This window comes from Flindersiella endophytica (genome assembly GCF_054779015.1).
Genome location: NZ_BAAGYY010000009.1, coordinates 1,028,197 through 1,043,225 on the forward strand (window position 1 = coordinate 1,028,197; position 15,029 = coordinate 1,043,225).

General features: G+C 70.8%; 14 protein-coding genes and 2 pseudogenes. 10 read left to right on the forward strand and 6 right to left on the reverse strand.

Annotated elements, in window-relative coordinates; genetic code table 11:
* Nucleotides 1-4: 4 nt before the first annotated feature.
* Nucleotides 5-727, reverse strand: a complete 723-nt coding sequence (locus ACYVF6_RS09950) for an AfsR/SARP family transcriptional regulator (RefSeq protein ID WP_460518986.1) — start codon at nt 725-727, stop codon at nt 5-7.
* 207 nt (nt 728-934) lie between these two features.
* Between ACYVF6_RS09950 and ACYVF6_RS09955 the strand changes: the two genes are divergently transcribed.
* On the forward strand, nt 935-4,240 hold the full coding sequence (locus ACYVF6_RS09955) for an AfsR/SARP family transcriptional regulator (RefSeq protein ID WP_460518989.1): 3,306 nt from the start codon (nt 935-937) through the stop codon (nt 4,238-4,240).
* Nucleotides 4,241-4,329: 89 nt separating this feature from the next.
* Here ACYVF6_RS09955 and ACYVF6_RS09960 read toward each other — a convergent pair whose 3' ends face one another.
* On the reverse strand, nt 4,330-4,962 hold the full coding sequence (locus tag ACYVF6_RS09960) for a hypothetical protein (protein ID WP_460518992.1): 633 nt from the start codon (nt 4,960-4,962) through the stop codon (nt 4,330-4,332).
* A gap of 96 nt (nt 4,963-5,058) precedes the next feature.
* Here ACYVF6_RS09960 and ACYVF6_RS09965 point away from each other — a divergent pair, with 96 nt between their 5' ends.
* The gene (locus tag ACYVF6_RS09965; RefSeq protein ID WP_460518995.1) at nt 5,059-5,886 is read left to right on the forward strand and encodes a class I SAM-dependent methyltransferase; all 828 of its coding nucleotides are present in this window, start codon (nt 5,059-5,061) and stop codon (nt 5,884-5,886) included.
* Here ACYVF6_RS09965 and ACYVF6_RS09970 read toward each other — a convergent pair.
* The 3 genes and pseudogenes from ACYVF6_RS09970 to ACYVF6_RS09980 form a co-directional block, all read right to left on the reverse strand.
* Nucleotides 5,850-6,167, reverse strand: coding sequence for a hypothetical protein (locus ACYVF6_RS09970; protein ID WP_460518998.1), 318 nt, complete (start codon nt 6,165-6,167; stop codon nt 5,850-5,852). The two genes, ACYVF6_RS09965 and ACYVF6_RS09970, sit on opposite strands and share 37 nt — an antisense overlap.
* 25 nt (nt 6,168-6,192) lie before the next feature.
* Nucleotides 6,193-6,294: pseudogene (locus ACYVF6_RS09975) on the reverse strand (hypothetical protein); the annotation flags it as partial.
* A gap of 24 nt (nt 6,295-6,318) precedes the next feature.
* Nucleotides 6,319-6,633: a hypothetical protein gene (locus ACYVF6_RS09980; protein WP_460519001.1), complete on the reverse strand. Its 315-nt coding sequence runs from the start codon at nt 6,631-6,633 to the stop codon at nt 6,319-6,321.
* A gap of 45 nt (nt 6,634-6,678) precedes the next feature.
* Between ACYVF6_RS09980 and ACYVF6_RS09985 the strand changes: the two genes are divergently transcribed.
* Entirely contained in the window at nt 6,679-7,182 is a 504-nt protein-coding gene (locus ACYVF6_RS09985; RefSeq protein WP_460519003.1) for a universal stress protein, read from the forward strand.
* A gap of 23 nt (nt 7,183-7,205) precedes the next feature.
* Here the strand turns inward: ACYVF6_RS09985 and ACYVF6_RS09990 are convergent, their stop codons facing one another.
* Nucleotides 7,206-8,081, reverse strand: coding sequence for an LLM class oxidoreductase (locus tag ACYVF6_RS09990; protein ID WP_460519005.1), 876 nt, complete (start codon nt 8,079-8,081; stop codon nt 7,206-7,208).
* Nucleotides 8,082-8,261: 180 nt separating this feature from the next.
* On the opposite strand from ACYVF6_RS09990, the gene ACYVF6_RS09995 reads away from it, so the two are divergent.
* The 7 genes and pseudogenes from ACYVF6_RS09995 to ACYVF6_RS10025 all read left to right on the forward strand — a co-directional run bounded on the left by ACYVF6_RS09995 (nt 8,262) and on the right by ACYVF6_RS10025 (nt 15,001).
* A complete protein-coding gene (locus ACYVF6_RS09995) occupies nt 8,262-9,140 on the forward strand; it encodes a glycoside hydrolase family 16 protein (protein WP_460519008.1) in 879 nt (292 codons plus the stop codon).
* Between the two features lie 14 nt (nt 9,141-9,154).
* Nucleotides 9,155-10,237, forward strand: a complete 1,083-nt coding sequence (locus ACYVF6_RS10000) for a LacI family DNA-binding transcriptional regulator (RefSeq protein WP_460519011.1) — start codon at nt 9,155-9,157, stop codon at nt 10,235-10,237.
* A pseudogene (locus ACYVF6_RS10005) lies at nt 10,234-11,076 on the forward strand (TIGR02452 family protein); the annotation flags it as partial. The gene ACYVF6_RS10000 and the pseudogene ACYVF6_RS10005, both read left to right, overlap by 4 nt.
* Nucleotides 11,077-11,110: 34 nt before the next feature.
* Nucleotides 11,111-11,821, forward strand: coding sequence for a type 2 periplasmic-binding domain-containing protein (locus ACYVF6_RS10010; protein ID WP_460519013.1), 711 nt, complete (start codon nt 11,111-11,113; stop codon nt 11,819-11,821).
* Between the two features lie 98 nt (nt 11,822-11,919).
* Nucleotides 11,920-12,699 (forward strand): 6-phosphogluconolactonase, encoded by a 780-nt coding sequence (locus ACYVF6_RS10015; protein WP_460519015.1) that lies wholly within the window; start codon nt 11,920-11,922, stop codon nt 12,697-12,699.
* Between the two features lie 17 nt (nt 12,700-12,716).
* On the forward strand, nt 12,717-13,997 hold the full coding sequence (locus ACYVF6_RS10020) for a family 4 glycosyl hydrolase (RefSeq protein ID WP_460519018.1): 1,281 nt from the start codon (nt 12,717-12,719) through the stop codon (nt 13,995-13,997).
* Nucleotides 13,994-15,001, forward strand: coding sequence for a BadF/BadG/BcrA/BcrD ATPase family protein (locus ACYVF6_RS10025; RefSeq protein WP_460519021.1), 1,008 nt, complete (start codon nt 13,994-13,996; stop codon nt 14,999-15,001). Before ACYVF6_RS10020 ends, ACYVF6_RS10025 begins: the two co-directional genes overlap by 4 nt.
* Nucleotides 15,002-15,029 lie beyond the last annotated feature (28 nt).

Below are 15,029 nucleotides of genomic sequence, written 5' to 3' on the forward strand. Positions count from 1 at the left end.
GGCCCTACAGCCGGAGGATCGCCTGGTGCAGCTCGCGGGTCGCGGGCGACGGATCGGCGCCGAGCTCTTCGCTCAACGTCGTACGCAGCCGCTCGTACGCCAGCAACGCGCGGGCCACCTCTCCCGCGGCGAGCTGTGCGCGCATCAACGCGCGGCAGCCTGTCTCGTCGAACGGGTCCGCGTCGACCGCTGCCTGGGCGAGGCCCGCCGCCAGCTGCGGCGCGTCGGTACGCAACGCCGCCTCGGCCGCGGTGTGCCGGGCCCGCCGCAGCAGCTCGGCGTGGACGTATCGCGCCGGCAGCGGCCAGCCCGCCGTCGCCGCCTCGATGAGCACCTCGCCGTCGAGCAGCCGTAGCGCCTGCCGGGCACCGGCCAGGGCGGCGCTCGCCGACGGCTCGTTCTCGGCGGCGGTGACGAGCCGGTCGGCCTCGGTGAGGTCGACGCCAACTGCGGGACCGAGGCGGTAGCCGCCGCGCCCGCCGACGATCGTGTCCGTACCCAGTGCCGTACGGACCCGGCTGACCAGCGTCGCGACGTTCTCTTCCGGCCGTTTCGGTGGCGCGCCACCCCACAGCACGCCGATGATGCGGTCAGTGGGCAGCAGCTGGCCCGGCTCGACCGCGAGCAGGGCGAGTAACGTGCGTGCCTTCCGGCTGCCCACATCCGTCGCGGACAGCGGGCTGCCGTGCCGGCACACCAGGAACGTGCCCACCAGCCGAATCGACAACGCCGGAGCTCCGGCCGGCGCCTTTCCGAGGCGAGGTGCGATTGGTCCCCTACTGTGGTGATGCATCCGGATCCCCCTACTTTGGCCAAGCGGACAATCGGTTTCGTCCGCAACCATGTCGGAGGGTTCTGGGCAACGACTGGGCATTCGCTGGGCACGGATCGGGCATCGGTGGAAGAATGCGGGCCTCGACCGTCTGGGGTGCGTATGCGGTTCCACGTTCTCGGGCCGCTGGAGGTCTGGCACGACGACCAGCAGCTCGCCGTCGGAGGGCCACAGCAGCGTGCGCTGCTCGCCGTCCTGCTCCTCTACGCCAACCACGTCACTTCCTCAGACCAGCTGATCGCGTACCTGTGGGCCGAGCAACCACCACCGACGGCCCGCGGCCTGTTGCAGGGGTGCGTCGCCGGCCTGCGTCGCGCGCTCCGGCACGACGAGGAGCAGCGGTTGCTGACCCGGGCGCCTGGTTACCTGCTCGACGTACGACCCGGCGAGCTTGATCTGGATCGCTTCGCGGACGCGGAGCGAACCGCGCGACAGCTGGCGGCCCGCGGTGGCCGGCCCGACCTCGAACGAGCCGCGACGCTGCTGACCGAAGGGCTGTCACTGTGGCACGGGCCGGCGCTCGCGGACGTCGCGCTGGAGGCCTGCCGGGCAGAGGCGACCCATCTCGAGGAACGCCGGATCGCTGCCGTCGAGGACCTGGCCGACGTCGAGCTGCGCCTTGGCAGGAACGCGAAACTGGTCAGCGAGCTGCCGCTGCACATCGAGTCGTATCCGTTGCGCGAACGGCTCTGGGCCCAGCTCATGCTCGCGCTGTACGGAGCCGACCGGCAGGCCGAGGCGCTGGAGGCGTACCGACGGCTTCGGGAGACGCTGATCGAGCAGGCCGGCGTCGAGCCGGGTGCGACCGTACGCCAACTCCAGCACGACATCCTGGCGGGAGCCGACGCTCTCGACACCTACCTGGGCGCGCGGCGCGCCAAGCCTCTCGACGTCTCGAGCGGACCTGAGCGGCCGCCGCTGCCCGCCGGTCCGGCACAGCTGCCGGCGGCGCCGTCGGCGTTCACCGGCCGCGCTCGCCAGCTGAAGCGGCTCGACGAGTTGCTGTCCGGTAGCCGCGACACCGTACGGATAGCGATCATCACCGGGACGGCGGGCGTCGGCAAGACGGCGCTCGCCGTGCACTGGGCGCATCAGGCGCGCGAGCGGTTCGGCGACGGTCAGCTCTACGTCGACCTGCGGGGATACGCACCGGCAGTCGCACTCAGCCCGATCGAGGCGCTGTCCGGCCTGCTGCAGGCGCTCGGCCTGCAGGCGAAGGAGATTCCTGCCGAGCTCGACGCCGCGGCCGGGCTCTATCGCACGCTGCTGAACGACAAGCGCGTGCTTGTCGTACTGGACAACGCCCACAGCGTCGATCAGGTCCGCCCGCTGCTGCCGGGTAGCCCGGACTGCCTGGTGGTGGTCACCAGCCGCTACCGCCTCGGTGGGCTGGTGGCCCGCGACGGCGGCCGTCCGGTCGTGCTCGACGCACTCGACCCCGACGAAGCCGCCACACTGCTCGGCAGCATCCTCGGACCGGAACGGGTGGCGGCCGAGCCCGAAGCGACGGCCGGCCTGGCCGAGGTGTGTGCCCGGTTGCCGCTGGCGTTGCGGATCGCGGCAGCCAACCTCGCGTTCCGTCCAGAGCAGAAGGTCGCGGACCAGGTGGCCGAGCTCACCGGCGGGGACCGGCTCGGCGGGCTCGCGGTCGCGGGCGACGAGCGGAGTGCCGTCCGGGCGGCGTTCGACCTGTCCTACGGAGCGCTCGATGCTGGTACGCAGCGGCTGTTTCGCCTGGTGGGCCTTGCGCCTGGGCCCGACGTCACAGCGTCGTCCCTCGGCACGCTCGCAGGCGTTCCGGCCGGGTCGGCGTCGAGCGGACTGGACCAGTTGGCCGACGCGCACCTGATCGGCCAGTGGGCGCCGGGCCGCTACGCCTTCCACGACCTGCTTCGCCTGTACGCCGCCGAACGTTGCCTCGCCGACGAGCCGGACGGCGTGCGGGCGGACGCCCTCAGCCGGCTGGTCGAGGCGTACCTGCACACCGCGGACACCGCGGCGCGGCTGCTGTTCCCGGAGAAGCTGCGGCTGCCGTTGCCGGAACGCGACCGCGCGGAGTTGGCCCGGTTCGAGACGCCGGCCGACGCTCTCGCCTGGCTGGACGCCGAGCGCGCCAACCTGCGCGCGATCGTGCAGCACACCTCCGAGCACGGGCCGCGGCAGACCGCCTGGCTGCTCGCCAACACGTTGCAGGGCTACTTCCACTCGCGGATGCACGTACTGGACTGGCTGGCCGTCGGTGAGGCGGCGCTGGCGGCCGCCGAGACCGAGTCGAACCCAGGCGGTCAGGCAGCCGGCCTGCTGAGCCTGGGCGATCGGGAGGAACGGCTCGGGAACTACTCGACCGCGGCCTCGCACTACGGCGAGGCGTTGGAGCACGCCCGGCAGGCCGGCTGGCTGGAAGCGCAGGCGAGCGCGCTCGGCGGTCTGGCGATCCTCTATCGCCGGACGGGACGCGCGCAGGAGGCTGCCGGCCTGTACGCCGAGGCGCTCGAGCTCGACCGGCGTTCCCGCTGGGTGCCCGGACTGGCGTCCCGGCTCGTCGGGTTGGGCAACCACTACGCCGAACAGGGCCGGCTCGAGCAGGCGGTGAAGTACTACGTCCAGGCGCTGGAGGCGGTCAAACAGACCGGTTCACTCAGCGGCGAGGCGGTCATCCTCGGCAACTACGGCGAATGCTGCCTGGTGCTGGGACGCTACGACGAGGCGCTGGACCACTTCACTCGTGCGCTCGCGCTCAATCGTGAGATCGGGCATCGTGGCAAGGAGGCCGACACGTTGCGGGAGCTCGCCGCCGTGCACTGCGACACCGGCAACCATCGCGAGGCTCAGGAGCTCGCGCGGGCTGCCGTGACGCTCGCCCAGGAGATCGGCGACCGGCGGTACGAGGCCGATGCGCTGAACACGTTGGGAACTGTGCTGCACAGCGTCGGGCAGTTCGACTCCGCCATTGGGTTTCACCTGCAGGCGTTGGCGATCGCCCGCGAAACCGGAGCCCGGCAGCACGAGGTGACGGCACTCGTCGGGCTGGCCCACTCCTACCAGCATCGGGGCGAGTCCATACGCGCGCTGGAGTGCGCGGACCAGGCCCGCGAGCTGGCGGGACGACTCGGCCATCGGCTGCTGGAAGGTCCGGCGCTGACGGCCGGCGCGATGATCAGACTGGTGCAGGGTGACCTGGACGGCGCGGTCGCGGCGGCGGAGGCGGCGTTGTTCGTTCACCAGGAGACTGGTCACCGGCTGGGGCTGGCACGTACGTATCTGGTGCTGGGTCGTGCGTTGTATGCGCGCGGCGAGACAGCGGCCGCGGTGGCTCGCTGGGAGCAGGCGCGGGACGGGTTCGTCGCGTTGGGTCTGCCGGAGTCCAGTCACGTGGAGACGTTGCTGCGGGCGGAACCGCCTGGGTGACCTGGGCTCCCTTTCTTTTTGGGGTGGCCGGTGGTGGGCGACGGCCCGCGCCGTCACCCACCAGCGACCGCCCCTGTCCCGGTTGTGGTCTACGCGCCGCTGAGGATCGCCTTGACGGCTGCCTCGGCGGCTTCCTTCGCGACCTTCTCGGCCAGCTCCATGCCGAGTTCCTTCAGTTGCTGGCCCCAGGTCCGGCTGCTCGGCCAGCCGATGTCGCCGGTCGGGCCGCTGCGGTCGAAGTGGAGCAGCGGCTCGTGGGCCACGCTGTTGAAGATCGCCCAGTACTTCCTGGCCTCGACCGGCGTCCCCGGCTTCCCGCCGACGATCTGCCATTCGTACTTGGCCGGCTTCGACCAGTTCAGGTTGATGCCGACCGGACGCTCGTCGTAGTAGACGAACGAGGGCTCGATGCCGTAGCCCATCGCCACCTTCTCGCCGTACTTGATCGGCTCGGACTGGTTGCCGTTACGGGCGAAGAACCAGCGCGTGACCTTCTGTACGGTCTTGGGTTCGCAGTCGTCGGTGAAGCCGAGGTTGATACCCATGGTCTGCTTCTCGTACTGCAGGCACTTTCGGATCGCGGCGTTCTTGAGCGCATAGTTCCGGCTCGACGAGTCGGCGAATTTCGCCTTGGGTAGGACCAAACCGTTCTGGTCCGGGCCGATCATCCATTGTTTGTAATGGGCCTTCAGCTTCTCCGTGGCCTCGGTAAGGTCGCTCATCCTGTTCCTCCCTGGTCGCGCGACGTGATGTGACCCGGCCATCGTGCTGGTGGGGATCGCAACCAGGTTGCAATGCGATTTCAGAGGATCGGTCCCATGAACGAAGCCGAACCGAACGCCGGCGCCGGCGCAGGTGCGATGTGGGCGCTCGGCGACTATCCGAAAGTGGCCGCCGACGTGCTGACCGACCTGGGTCGGCAGTTGGTTTCGGCGGCAGGCATCGAGCCCGGGCAGCGGGTGCTCGACGTGGCGGCCGGCAGCGGGAACGCGGCCGTCCAGGCGGCCTTGGTCGGAGCGGACGTAGTGGCGTCCGACCTCACGCCGGAGCTGTTCGTGGCCGGCCGCGCGGTGGCGGCAGCCCGTGACGTCTCCCTGAAATGGGTGGAGGCCGACGCCGAGCACCTGCCGTTCGCCGACGGTGAGTTCGACGTCGTGATGTCGTGCATCGGCGTGATGTTCGCGCCCGACCACCACGCGGCCGCCAACGAGTTGGTGCGGGTGTGCCGTCCGGGCGGCACCATCGCGCTGCTCAACTGGACGCCCGACGGATCGATCGGTGACTTCTTCAGAGTCTTCGCGCCCTACGCGCCGTCACCGCCGCCCGGCTTCGTCTCGCCGGTGATGTGGGGCAACGAGGCATACGTACGTGAGCTGTTCGGCGATCGCGTGTCCGGGCTCGACGTCAGCCCGGACACGCTGCCGGTCGACCACTTCGGCTCGCCGGAGGAGTTCGTGGAGTATTACAAGGCCCACTTCGGCCCGACGATCGCGACGTACGCGAGCGTGGCCGGCACCGAGCGCGCCGCGGAGCTGGATCGAGACTTCTTGACCTACGCGATCCAGACCAACCGCGGCGAGCCGGACGGGCCGGCGATCTATGGCTTCGACTACGCGGTGATACGGGCGACCAGATCCGGCCAGTAGATCGCGAGCCGGCTGTCGCGCTTGTCGATGACGTGGGCACCGGCGAGCCGCTCGTCGGGCGTGCCGGCCGGATGCAGCTCGATCCGCGGCGGCCTGGCCGGATCCCAGCAGCGGACGTGGCCGGCCACGCGTCCGGCGAGCGCGTTGCCGTGGCCCACGACGCCGAGCTCCCAGATTCCCTTGCCCACGCGGCGATTGGTGAGGTAGGCGAGACGTGCGTCGTCGCAGACTGCCGCGCCTCCCCAGGTGAAGGTCGCTCGCGGCGTCGAACGTGATGGCATAGTTCCAGCCGGGCAGGCGCAACGGCACGACACACCGGCCGCCGGGCGCGAGTTGCCCGAGCCAGGCAGCGGGGACGTCCCAGGCGCCGGTGGTCACGATCAGCCGGTCGTACGGCGCGTTCGGCGCATATCCCCTCCGCGCCGTCGCCGGTCACCACTGTGACGTCCGGAAAGCCCGCGCTCGCCAGCGCCGGCCGGGCCGGACATCCAGCTGCTCCAGCATCCTGGCCACGATGGAGGGCGCGGAGGCAGAGCTCTGGGCACTGCCATCGGGATGCCGCTTGGTGATGACGGCGTCGTCGGCGTACGCCTGCGCCAGCGACACCTCCGGAACGAACAGATGCCGCGGCACCGCCTGGAACGCACCCTCGACCGCATCGGACCGGATCGGCCCGCCGTATGCCCGCAAGCCGGCGATCAGGGCTTCCTTCAGGGCTGCGTGGGAGGGCTGCGTGTCGGCGGTCATGCGGGAGGAGTTTGCCATCGACCACCCCCATGAAAAGCTGGCCTTGTGAGCGCCGAAGGGGTCAGCCGGGACGAGCTGGTCGAGGAGTACGGGCCGGCCTGGGAGCCGGGACCGTACGAAGCGGGCACGGACGGGCCGCGGACGATTCTGGTCGGGATCGACGGGTCACGGACGTCGCTGCGGGCCGGTGCGTACGCCGGTGGGCTGGCCAGGCGGCAGGGCGCGCGGCTGGTCGTCCTGTACGTCGCCAGCATGTCGTCGTGGTCGGGGATGGTGCCGGCCGCGGTCGCGGTGCAGGAGCAGACGTTCAACGAGTCGATCGACGAGCTGCGGGCGCAGATCCGGTCCCGGGTGCACGAGGCGGAGATCCCCATCACGTTCGTCGTACGACGGGGAGATCCGTTCGGTGAGATCCAGCGGGCGGCGACCGACTACCGCGCGGACATGGTGGTCGTCGGATCGTCGGAGCAGGCCGGCCATCGGCTGGTCGGCTCGATCGCGGCCCGGCTGGTCAAGGCCGGGCGGTGGCCGGTCACGGTCGTGCCGTAAGGCCGGCCACCACGAAATCAGCCTCAGCGCCCCTGGACGTACTTCGCGCGCGCTTCGGCCAGCACCTCGACCGCCGCCGGGTCGCACGGCTCGGGGTTGCAGATCACCTCGGCCACGCCCTCGGCCTCCCAGGCGGCGAACGCCTCCGCGATCGCGTTCGCGTCGAGCGGCAGGCCCTGCTTGAAGTCCGGTCCGATCAGCAGGCCCGCCGTCCGTTCGAGTGTCGACGGATCGCGCCCGACCTTCTCGCAGGCCGCGGTGAGCTCGGCGTTCGACTCCCGGAACTTGTCGGTTGGCAGGCCGTACCACGCGAGGTTCCACGTGTCGGCGTACCGCGCGGTGATCTCCAGCATCCGCGGCCGCTTGGCGGCGATCAGGATGTTCGGCGGCACGCGCCCCGGCCGTTCGCGGACCGGCGCGGAGTCCACCTGGTAGTAGTCGCCGTTGAACGTCGCCCGGCCGTCGCGCAGCATGGACGTGATGATCTGCGTCGCCTCGTCGAAGCGACCGGCCAGATGATCGTACGGGATGCCGAACGCGTCGAACTCCGGCTTGTGCCAGCCCGCGCCGAGGCCGAGTACGAGCCGGTTGTCGCTGAGGTCCTGCAGGGTGTCGGCCATCCGGGCCAGCACGGCCGGCGGCCGGAACGCCGTACAGAAGACCAGGCACCCGAGCCGCACGGTCGAGGTCGCCTCGGCCAGACCGGTGAGCACGGTCCACGCCTCCCAGGGCGACTCGGCGGCCTTCTCCGGACCTTCGTCGAGCAGATGGTCGTAGACCCAGATCGTCTCCAGCCCGCCGGCCTCGGCGGCGAGCGCGAGTGAACGGATCTCGGCGTACGGCTGCGGTACACCCGGCGAGGCCATGGCACCCACCGGCAACATCACACCAATTCGCATGGCAACCGAACCTAGCGCTCTTTTCGCGCCGGCCACTTCCGCTCCGCCGTGTGCGGCTTTGTTCGGTTCGCGCCGCAAGGCGTGACTTCGCCCAATCGCTCACCTAGCCTCTGGCGGCGTAAGGCCCGATCAGCCGCATCAGCTGTACCAACCCGCATCAGCCGCATCTGGAGGCCAGCCATGCCGCGACCAGGAATGCCTCGTCGTTCGATCTTCCGCGCCGCCGCAGCAATCGGTGCCGGCGCCGCCGCGTCGGCCATCGCGACCCCCGCCTGGGCCCAGGTCGGCCGGCCGCGTCCCGCCCAGGTCGACCGCGCCACACCGCTCGGCGTCCGCCCGCTGGTCGGCGGGACGGCGCAGTCGCTGGTGTTCTCCGACGAGTTCACCGGCGCCAGCCTGGACACCGCCAAGTGGAACGCGGTCGAGCAGCACCGCGCGCCCGGCAACCACGGCGTCGACTACTGGTACAAGGCCGCCAACGTACGCCTCACCAACGGCGCGCTCGCCCTCGACATCAGCCGGCTCGGCACCGACTCCTACGGCGGCTCGCGGGTCGACAGTCAGGGTAAGTACGACTTCACGTTCGGCACGATCGAGTTCAGCATCCACGTGCCCCCGACGATCGGGCACCTGGCCGCGGCCTGGCTGCAGGCGACCAACGGGCTCACACCGGGTGGAGCCGTCGACGGCACGGCAAGAGACGGCGCCGAGATCGACGTCACCGAGACGTTCAGCACCGGCGACCAGTTCGGCGTCACGATCCACTGGGACGGCTACGGCGCCGACCACCAGCAGTCCAACACCGTCGCGAACGCGCCCGGCCTGCACGACGGCAGCTGGTACCACACGTTCACGCTCAACTGGAGTTCCACGCGGATGACCGTGAGCTACGACGGCACGGTCGTGCGGACGATCACCGATCCCAAGCTGATCAGCCAGGTCAGGGAGTTCCCGATCGTGTCGAACGAGATCATCGGCTACGCCCAGGGCGACATCCACGACGCGCCACTGGACTGGCACTCGACGATGTACGTCGACTACATCCGCGTCTGGCAGTAGCTGGCCGGTAAGAGATGTCGTTCACGCTCCGGCAGAACGCGATTCTGCGTGCGGTCCGGCGGGACGGCTCGGTGCGGGTCACCGTCGTCGCCGCCGAGCTCGGCGTCTCGCCGATGACCGTACGCCGGGACCTCGCCGTGCTCGCCGCGGCCGGTGAGGTCGAGCGGGTGTACGGCGGTGCCGAGCTGCCGCGCCCGCTGGCGGCCCGGACGCCCGCGTTGCGCCCGGTACGCACCCAGCCGTTGTCGATCGGGATGGTGGTGCCCGGGGACACGCAGTACTACCGCGAGGTGATCCGCGGCGCGCAGGCGGCGGCCGAGGCGATGGGCGCGCGGCTCACCGTCGGGATCTCCTACTACGACGAGACGCAGGATCGCGCGCAGGTGGACAGGCTGCTGCGCAACCAGATCGACGGCCTGCTGCTGACACCGACCGACCCGCTGCTCAAGGCGTCGGACGACCTCACCTGGATCAGGCGGATCCCGGTCCCCACGGTGATCGTCGAACGCCGGCCGGAGCCGAGCACGGGGCTCGACCTCGTCGACTACACCGCGTCCGACCACGAGCGGGGTGCGTTGCTGGCGCTGCGGCACCTGGCCGACCTCGGCCATCGCCGGATCGGCCTGCTGGCCTCCGACACCCCGACGACGAGCTGGCTGGTCCGCGCGTTCGCCACGGCACGGGCGGAGTTCGGGCTCGCTGCCGACGTGCCGTTCGTCGTCGACCATCCGCAAGGAGACTTTGACATGGTCAAGGCGTTCCTCGACCTGGCGATCGAGGCCGAGGTGACGGCGGTCGTCGCGCACCCGGATCCGCAGGCGGCGATCCTGCTGCAGCAGGCTGTGCAACGACAACGGACCGTCCCGGACGACCTCGCGATCGTCGCGTACGACGACGACCTGGCCGCGCTGTCCGACGTCCCGTTGACGGCCGTCGCACCACCCCGCCACGAGGTCGGCCGGACCGCGGCCGCCCGGCTGGTGCACCGCCTGCGCGAGGGCCGGTCGGCCGTGCCGCAGCACATCCTGCTGGTCCCGCGGCTGAACGTACGCGCGTCGACGCGACCGGCCGCCGAGGGGCGATACTGCTCGGCATGACAAGAAGGAGTGGGGTGGGTAGCGCGGCCGGAGGCCGCGGTGGGCTGGGTAAGCACAGCCGACGCGCGATCGCCGAGGAGACGGTCGCTGTGCTGGAACGTGGTTCGTACGTCGCGCCGTCCGGCCGGGTCGTGGAGCTGACCGACCGGCTGGCCCGGGCCGTCAAGGACACCCGGCTGTACCGGCCGGAGGACCTGGCCGAGCTGCTGCGGCGACTTCCGGACGCGCCCGGTGAGCTCACCACCCGGATCGAGGTGACCGCCGAGACCTCGCTGGCGGCGGCCCGCCGGCTGCCAGGCGCCGCTTGCCTGAACTTCGCCTCGGCCAAGCACCCGGGCGGCGGCTTCCTGAGCGGCGCTGAGGCACAGGAGGAGGCGCTGGCGCGGTCGTCGGGACTGTACGCCAGCCTGCGCGCGGCGCCGGAGTTCTACGCGTTCCACCATGCGCGACGAGACCTCCTCTACAGCGACCACATGATCTACTCGCCGGGCGTGCCGGTGTTCCGCGACGACGACGGCACCCTGTTGGAAGATGCTTACGACGTGGCGTTCCTGACCTCGGCGGCCCCGAACCGCGGCGCGATCCAGGACCCCGTGGAGGCCGGCCGGGTGGGCGGAGTGCTGCGTACGCGGGTCGCCAAGGTGCTCGCGCTGGCGCACGCGCACGGCCACCGTCGGTTGGTGCTGGGCGCGTGGGGCTGCGGGGTCTTCGCCAACGACCCGGCCGAGGTCGCCGGTGCGTTCGCGACGCATCTGCTCGGCGACGGGCAGTTCGCCGGACGTTTCGAGCACGTCGTGTTCGCCGTTTACGACCGGGCACCTGGCGCGCCTCGGCTGGCGGCGTTCCAGAGGGTGTTCCGGCAGCCTCCGCCGCATGGTGGACATCGCGGGCGACTTGGCGCCGACGGGGACGTTGCGGGCTTCGATCAACCTGGGCAACCCCGTGTTGGCGCACGGCACACCCGACGCGCCGGGTGGCGTGACAGTCGACCTGGCACGGGAGGTGGGCGCGCGGCTGGGCGTGCCGGTCGAGCTGGTCTGCTTCGACGCGGCGCGCAAGTCGTTCGAGGCGCTGACGAGCGGCCAGGCCGACCTCGGGTTCCTGGCGATCGAGCCGGCGCGGGCGGCCGAGGTCGCGTTCACCGCGCCGTACGTGGTGATCGAGGGTGTGTTCGCCGTACCGCAGGAAGCCGGCTTCCAGACACCCGCGGATGTCGACGAGGAAGGCGTGCGGATCGGCGTGAAGCAGGGCTCGGCCTACGACCTGTATCTCACCCGGACGCTCCAGCACGCGACGGTCGTACGCGGTGCGGAAGGCGTCGAGGTGTTTCGTGAGCAGGAGCTCGAGGTGGCGGCGGGGATCCGGCAGCCGATCACCGCGTATGCCGCCGAGCATGCCGACGTACGCGTGATCCCGGAGCGTTTCATGCAGATCCGGCAGGCGGTGGCCACGACCAAGGACCGCCGCCCGGAGACGGTGGCGTACCTGTCGGAGCTGGTGGAGGAGCTGAAGGCGAGCGGCTTCGTCGCCGAGGCCCTCAGCCGCGCGGGCCAGGCCGACGCGACGGTCGCCCCACCGGCGTAGCGCGTCGCGCGCGGCCGACTGCGGCCATCCGAGCCGGCTAGACCAGTCAGACCAGTTACGCTCACACTGGTCAACTGGTCGAGAGGCGTGGAGGTGGGATGGCGCCCGTGCGGGTGTTCGCTGATCCGGTCGCGCTCGGCAGGGCACTCGCGGACCGGATCGCAGACGGCATCGAGGTGGCCAACCAGGCCGGCCGGCCCTACCTGCTCGGCTGTCCGGGCGGCCGCTCCGCGCAGACCACCTACACCGCGCTCGCCGGCGGGGTACGCGAACGCCGGCTTGACGTGTCCCAGCTGGTGATCGTGATGATGGACGAGTACGTCCTGCCGGTGAAAGCGACGCCGGGCACGTACGAGCCTGTCGCCGACGGCCTGCCGCACAGCTGCCGCGGCTTCGGCCGCGACCAGATCGCCGGCCCGCTGGGCGTCGCCCCCGCCAACCTGTGGCTGCCCGACCCCGCCGACCCGGCCGCGTACGACCGGAGGATCGCGGCCGCCGGCGGCATCGACCTGTTCGTCCTGGCGTCCGGCGCGAGCGACGGCCATATCGCGTTCAACCCGCCGGGTTCGCCGGCCGACTCGACCACGCGCATCGTCGAGCTGCCGGAGTCGACCCGGCGCGACAACCTCGTCACGTTCCCCACGTTCGAGAGCCTCGCCGGGGTACCCACCCACGGCGTCACCGTCGGCATCGGGACGATCGGAGCCCTTTCCCGGCAGGCGATCCTGATCCTGCACGGCGAGGACAAGGTCACGGCGGCCGCCAGGATCACCGCCACCGAACGCTACGACTCCAGCTGGCCCGCGTCCGTCGTCCACGCGTGCGAGCAGCCCGAGATCTTCGTCGACAAAGCCGCTGCCGGCGGCCCGCCGCGTTAGTCAAGGAGAAGACCCCCATGGCAAGGATCAAGCTCGCCTACCTCGGTGGCGGTTCGACGCGTGCCGCCGGCACGATGGCGTCGTTCGTCCACCACGGCGCGCAGTTCGACGGCTCCGAGGTCGTCCTCATCGACCTCGACGAGGAACGCCTCGGGCTGGTGAAGCAGCTCGCCGAGAAGATGGCCGCCAACGCCGGACTCGACCTCACGATCACCGCGACGACCAACCGCCGCGAAGGGCTGCGCGACGTCGACGCCGTGCTGTCCAGCTTCCGGCCCGGCGGCTTCGAGGCCCGCGCACTCGACGAGCGGATCCCCGTCAAACATGGCGTTCTGGGGCAGGAGACGCAGGGCCCGGGCGGGTTCTTCATGGCGCTGCGTTCGATCGCCGTCATGCAGGGGGTCGCCGACGACCTGGCCGCCGTCGCGCCCAACGCCCGGATCTTCAACTACACCAACCCCGTCAACATCGTCGCGCAGGCGATGACGACCTATACCGACATCCCGATCGTCTCGCTGTGCGAAGGGCCGATCATCTTCCCGCGGGGTGTCGCGGAGGTGGCCGGGCTCGACCCGGACCTGCTCCAGGCGACCATGGTCGGCATCAACCACAACTGCTGGAGCGTCGAGCACACCTACCAGGGCGAGGACCTGATTCCGCTGCTGCGCAAGGCATACGAGGCCGGCGACAGGTCGAGCCGGCTGCTCCGGCTCGCGGTCACGATGGAGTCGGTCCCGTCGTCGTACTTCGTCTACTACTACTTCCGTGACGAGGAGCTGCGCCACCAGCAGGGCGCGCCGACCACCCGCGCCGAGGACATCATGGCGTCGGTGCCGGACTACTGGAAGCACTACACCGAGCAGGCGCGGTCACCCCACCCGGAGCTCGACCCGGCCCGTTCGCGCGGCGGCATTCACGAGCTGGAGCTGGCGATCGACGCGATGAACGCGTTCTACAACGACACCGGCGAGACGCTGCCGGTCAACCTGCCCAACGCCGGCGGCGCGCTCCCCGGCTTCGACGAGGACGTCGTGGTGGAGATTCCGGCTCGCGTCGACGCAGGCGGGTTCACGCCGATCCCGCAGAAGCCGTTGCCGCATGCCGTACGCGGGCTCGTGCAGGCGCTGGCCGAGCACCAGGTGCTGGCCGCGAAGGCCGCCTGGGCAGGCGACGCGCGGGACGGGCTGCGCGCGCTGGCGGCGCACCCGCTCGTACCCTCGTTGCCGGTCGCCGAGGAGCTGTACGCCGAGATGGCGCTCGCGCACGCGGCACACCTGCCGGATCGCCTGCTCCCGTGACCGCCACGTTTCACCTGGGCGTCGACGCCGGCAACAGCAAGACGGCGGCCGCGGTGGCCGACAGCACCGGTGTTCTGCTCGGCGTCGGGCGAGAGGGACAGGGTGACATCTACGGCGCCGCGTCGCCGCAGGTCGCGGTTGACGCCGTGCTCGGCGCCATCCGGACCGCGCTGTCGGAGGCGGGGATCTCGCTCGACCGGCTGACGTCTGCCGCGTTCCGGCTGGCCGGCATCGACTGGCCGGAGGACGACGCGTTCTGGCAGGAGACGATCGACCGGTGCCTGCCCGGTATCGGCAAGGTGTCGATCCTCAACGACGGCTTCGCCGCAATCCGCTGCGGTGAGCCGTCCGGAATGGGAGTCGCCATCGTGTCGGGTACGGCCGCGGCAGTGGCGGCACGCGGGCCGGCGGGACAGGAGTGGAGCCTGAGCTTCTGGCTGCAGGACAACCTCGGCGCCGGCGGGCTCGGGCATGCGGCACTCCGCGCGGTCTGCCTCGCGGACCTGGGTATGGCGCCGTCGACGTCGCTGACCTCGAAGTTGCTGGCGTACTTCGGGACGCCCGACGTCGAGAGTCTGCTGCACTTCTTCACCGGACGGGAGCAGCCGGGCAGCTGGCTGCACCATGCTTCCGCGGCCAAGGAGGTCACGAAGGCTGCTGCGGAAGGGGATGCGATCGCGTGCCAGATCGTCGAGACGCAGTGCGAACGGCTGGCGGAGTACGCCGCGACGGCTGCCGCGCGGGTCGGCTTCGACCTGGCATCTGCTGAGATCCCTGTGGTGCTTGCCGGTTCGGTGCTCACCGGCACCGGGTCACCGGTCGCCGCGACGCTGGCGGCGGCGCTGAAGGCTCGGTTCGAGACCGCCGGACCGCGGCTCGCGGTGTTCCCACCGCTGGTCGGCTCGGTGCTCGACGCGCTGGCCGAGGCGGACGTGCCGATCACGCCCGCCGTCCTGGAACGGTTGCGGGCGACCGTACCCCCGGCCGAGTTCCTGCGGACCTGAGTTAGGTTCCTTTTTGTCATGGAGCGTG

What these genes read in the sequence shown, in the direction of transcription:
- ACYVF6_RS09955 (WP_460518989.1), top strand. Translation starts at nt 935, where the DNA reads ATGCGGTTCCACGTTCTCGGGCCGCTGGAGGTCTGGCACGACGACCAG.
- ACYVF6_RS09960 (WP_460518992.1), bottom strand. Translation starts at nt 4,962, where the DNA reads ATGAGCGACCTTACCGAGGCCACGGAGAAGCTGAAGGCCCATTACAAA.
- ACYVF6_RS09965 (WP_460518995.1), top strand. Translation starts at nt 5,059, where the DNA reads ATGAACGAAGCCGAACCGAACGCCGGCGCCGGCGCAGGTGCGATGTGG.
- ACYVF6_RS09970 (WP_460518998.1), bottom strand. Translation starts at nt 6,167, where the DNA reads ATGCCATCACGTTCGACGCCGCGAGCGACCTTCACCTGGGGAGGCGCG.
- ACYVF6_RS09980 (WP_460519001.1), bottom strand. Translation starts at nt 6,633, where the DNA reads ATGACCGCCGACACGCAGCCCTCCCACGCAGCCCTGAAGGAAGCCCTG.
- ACYVF6_RS09990 (WP_460519005.1), bottom strand. Translation starts at nt 8,081, where the DNA reads ATGCGAATTGGTGTGATGTTGCCGGTGGGTGCCATGGCCTCGCCGGGT.
- ACYVF6_RS09995 (WP_460519008.1), top strand. Translation starts at nt 8,262, where the DNA reads ATGCCGCGACCAGGAATGCCTCGTCGTTCGATCTTCCGCGCCGCCGCA.
- ACYVF6_RS10000 (WP_460519011.1), top strand. Translation starts at nt 9,155, where the DNA reads ATGTCGTTCACGCTCCGGCAGAACGCGATTCTGCGTGCGGTCCGGCGG.
- ACYVF6_RS10010 (WP_460519013.1), top strand. Translation starts at nt 11,111, where the DNA reads ATGGTGGACATCGCGGGCGACTTGGCGCCGACGGGGACGTTGCGGGCT.
- ACYVF6_RS10015 (WP_460519015.1), top strand. Translation starts at nt 11,920, where the DNA reads ATGGCGCCCGTGCGGGTGTTCGCTGATCCGGTCGCGCTCGGCAGGGCA.
- ACYVF6_RS10020 (WP_460519018.1), top strand. Translation starts at nt 12,717, where the DNA reads ATGGCAAGGATCAAGCTCGCCTACCTCGGTGGCGGTTCGACGCGTGCC.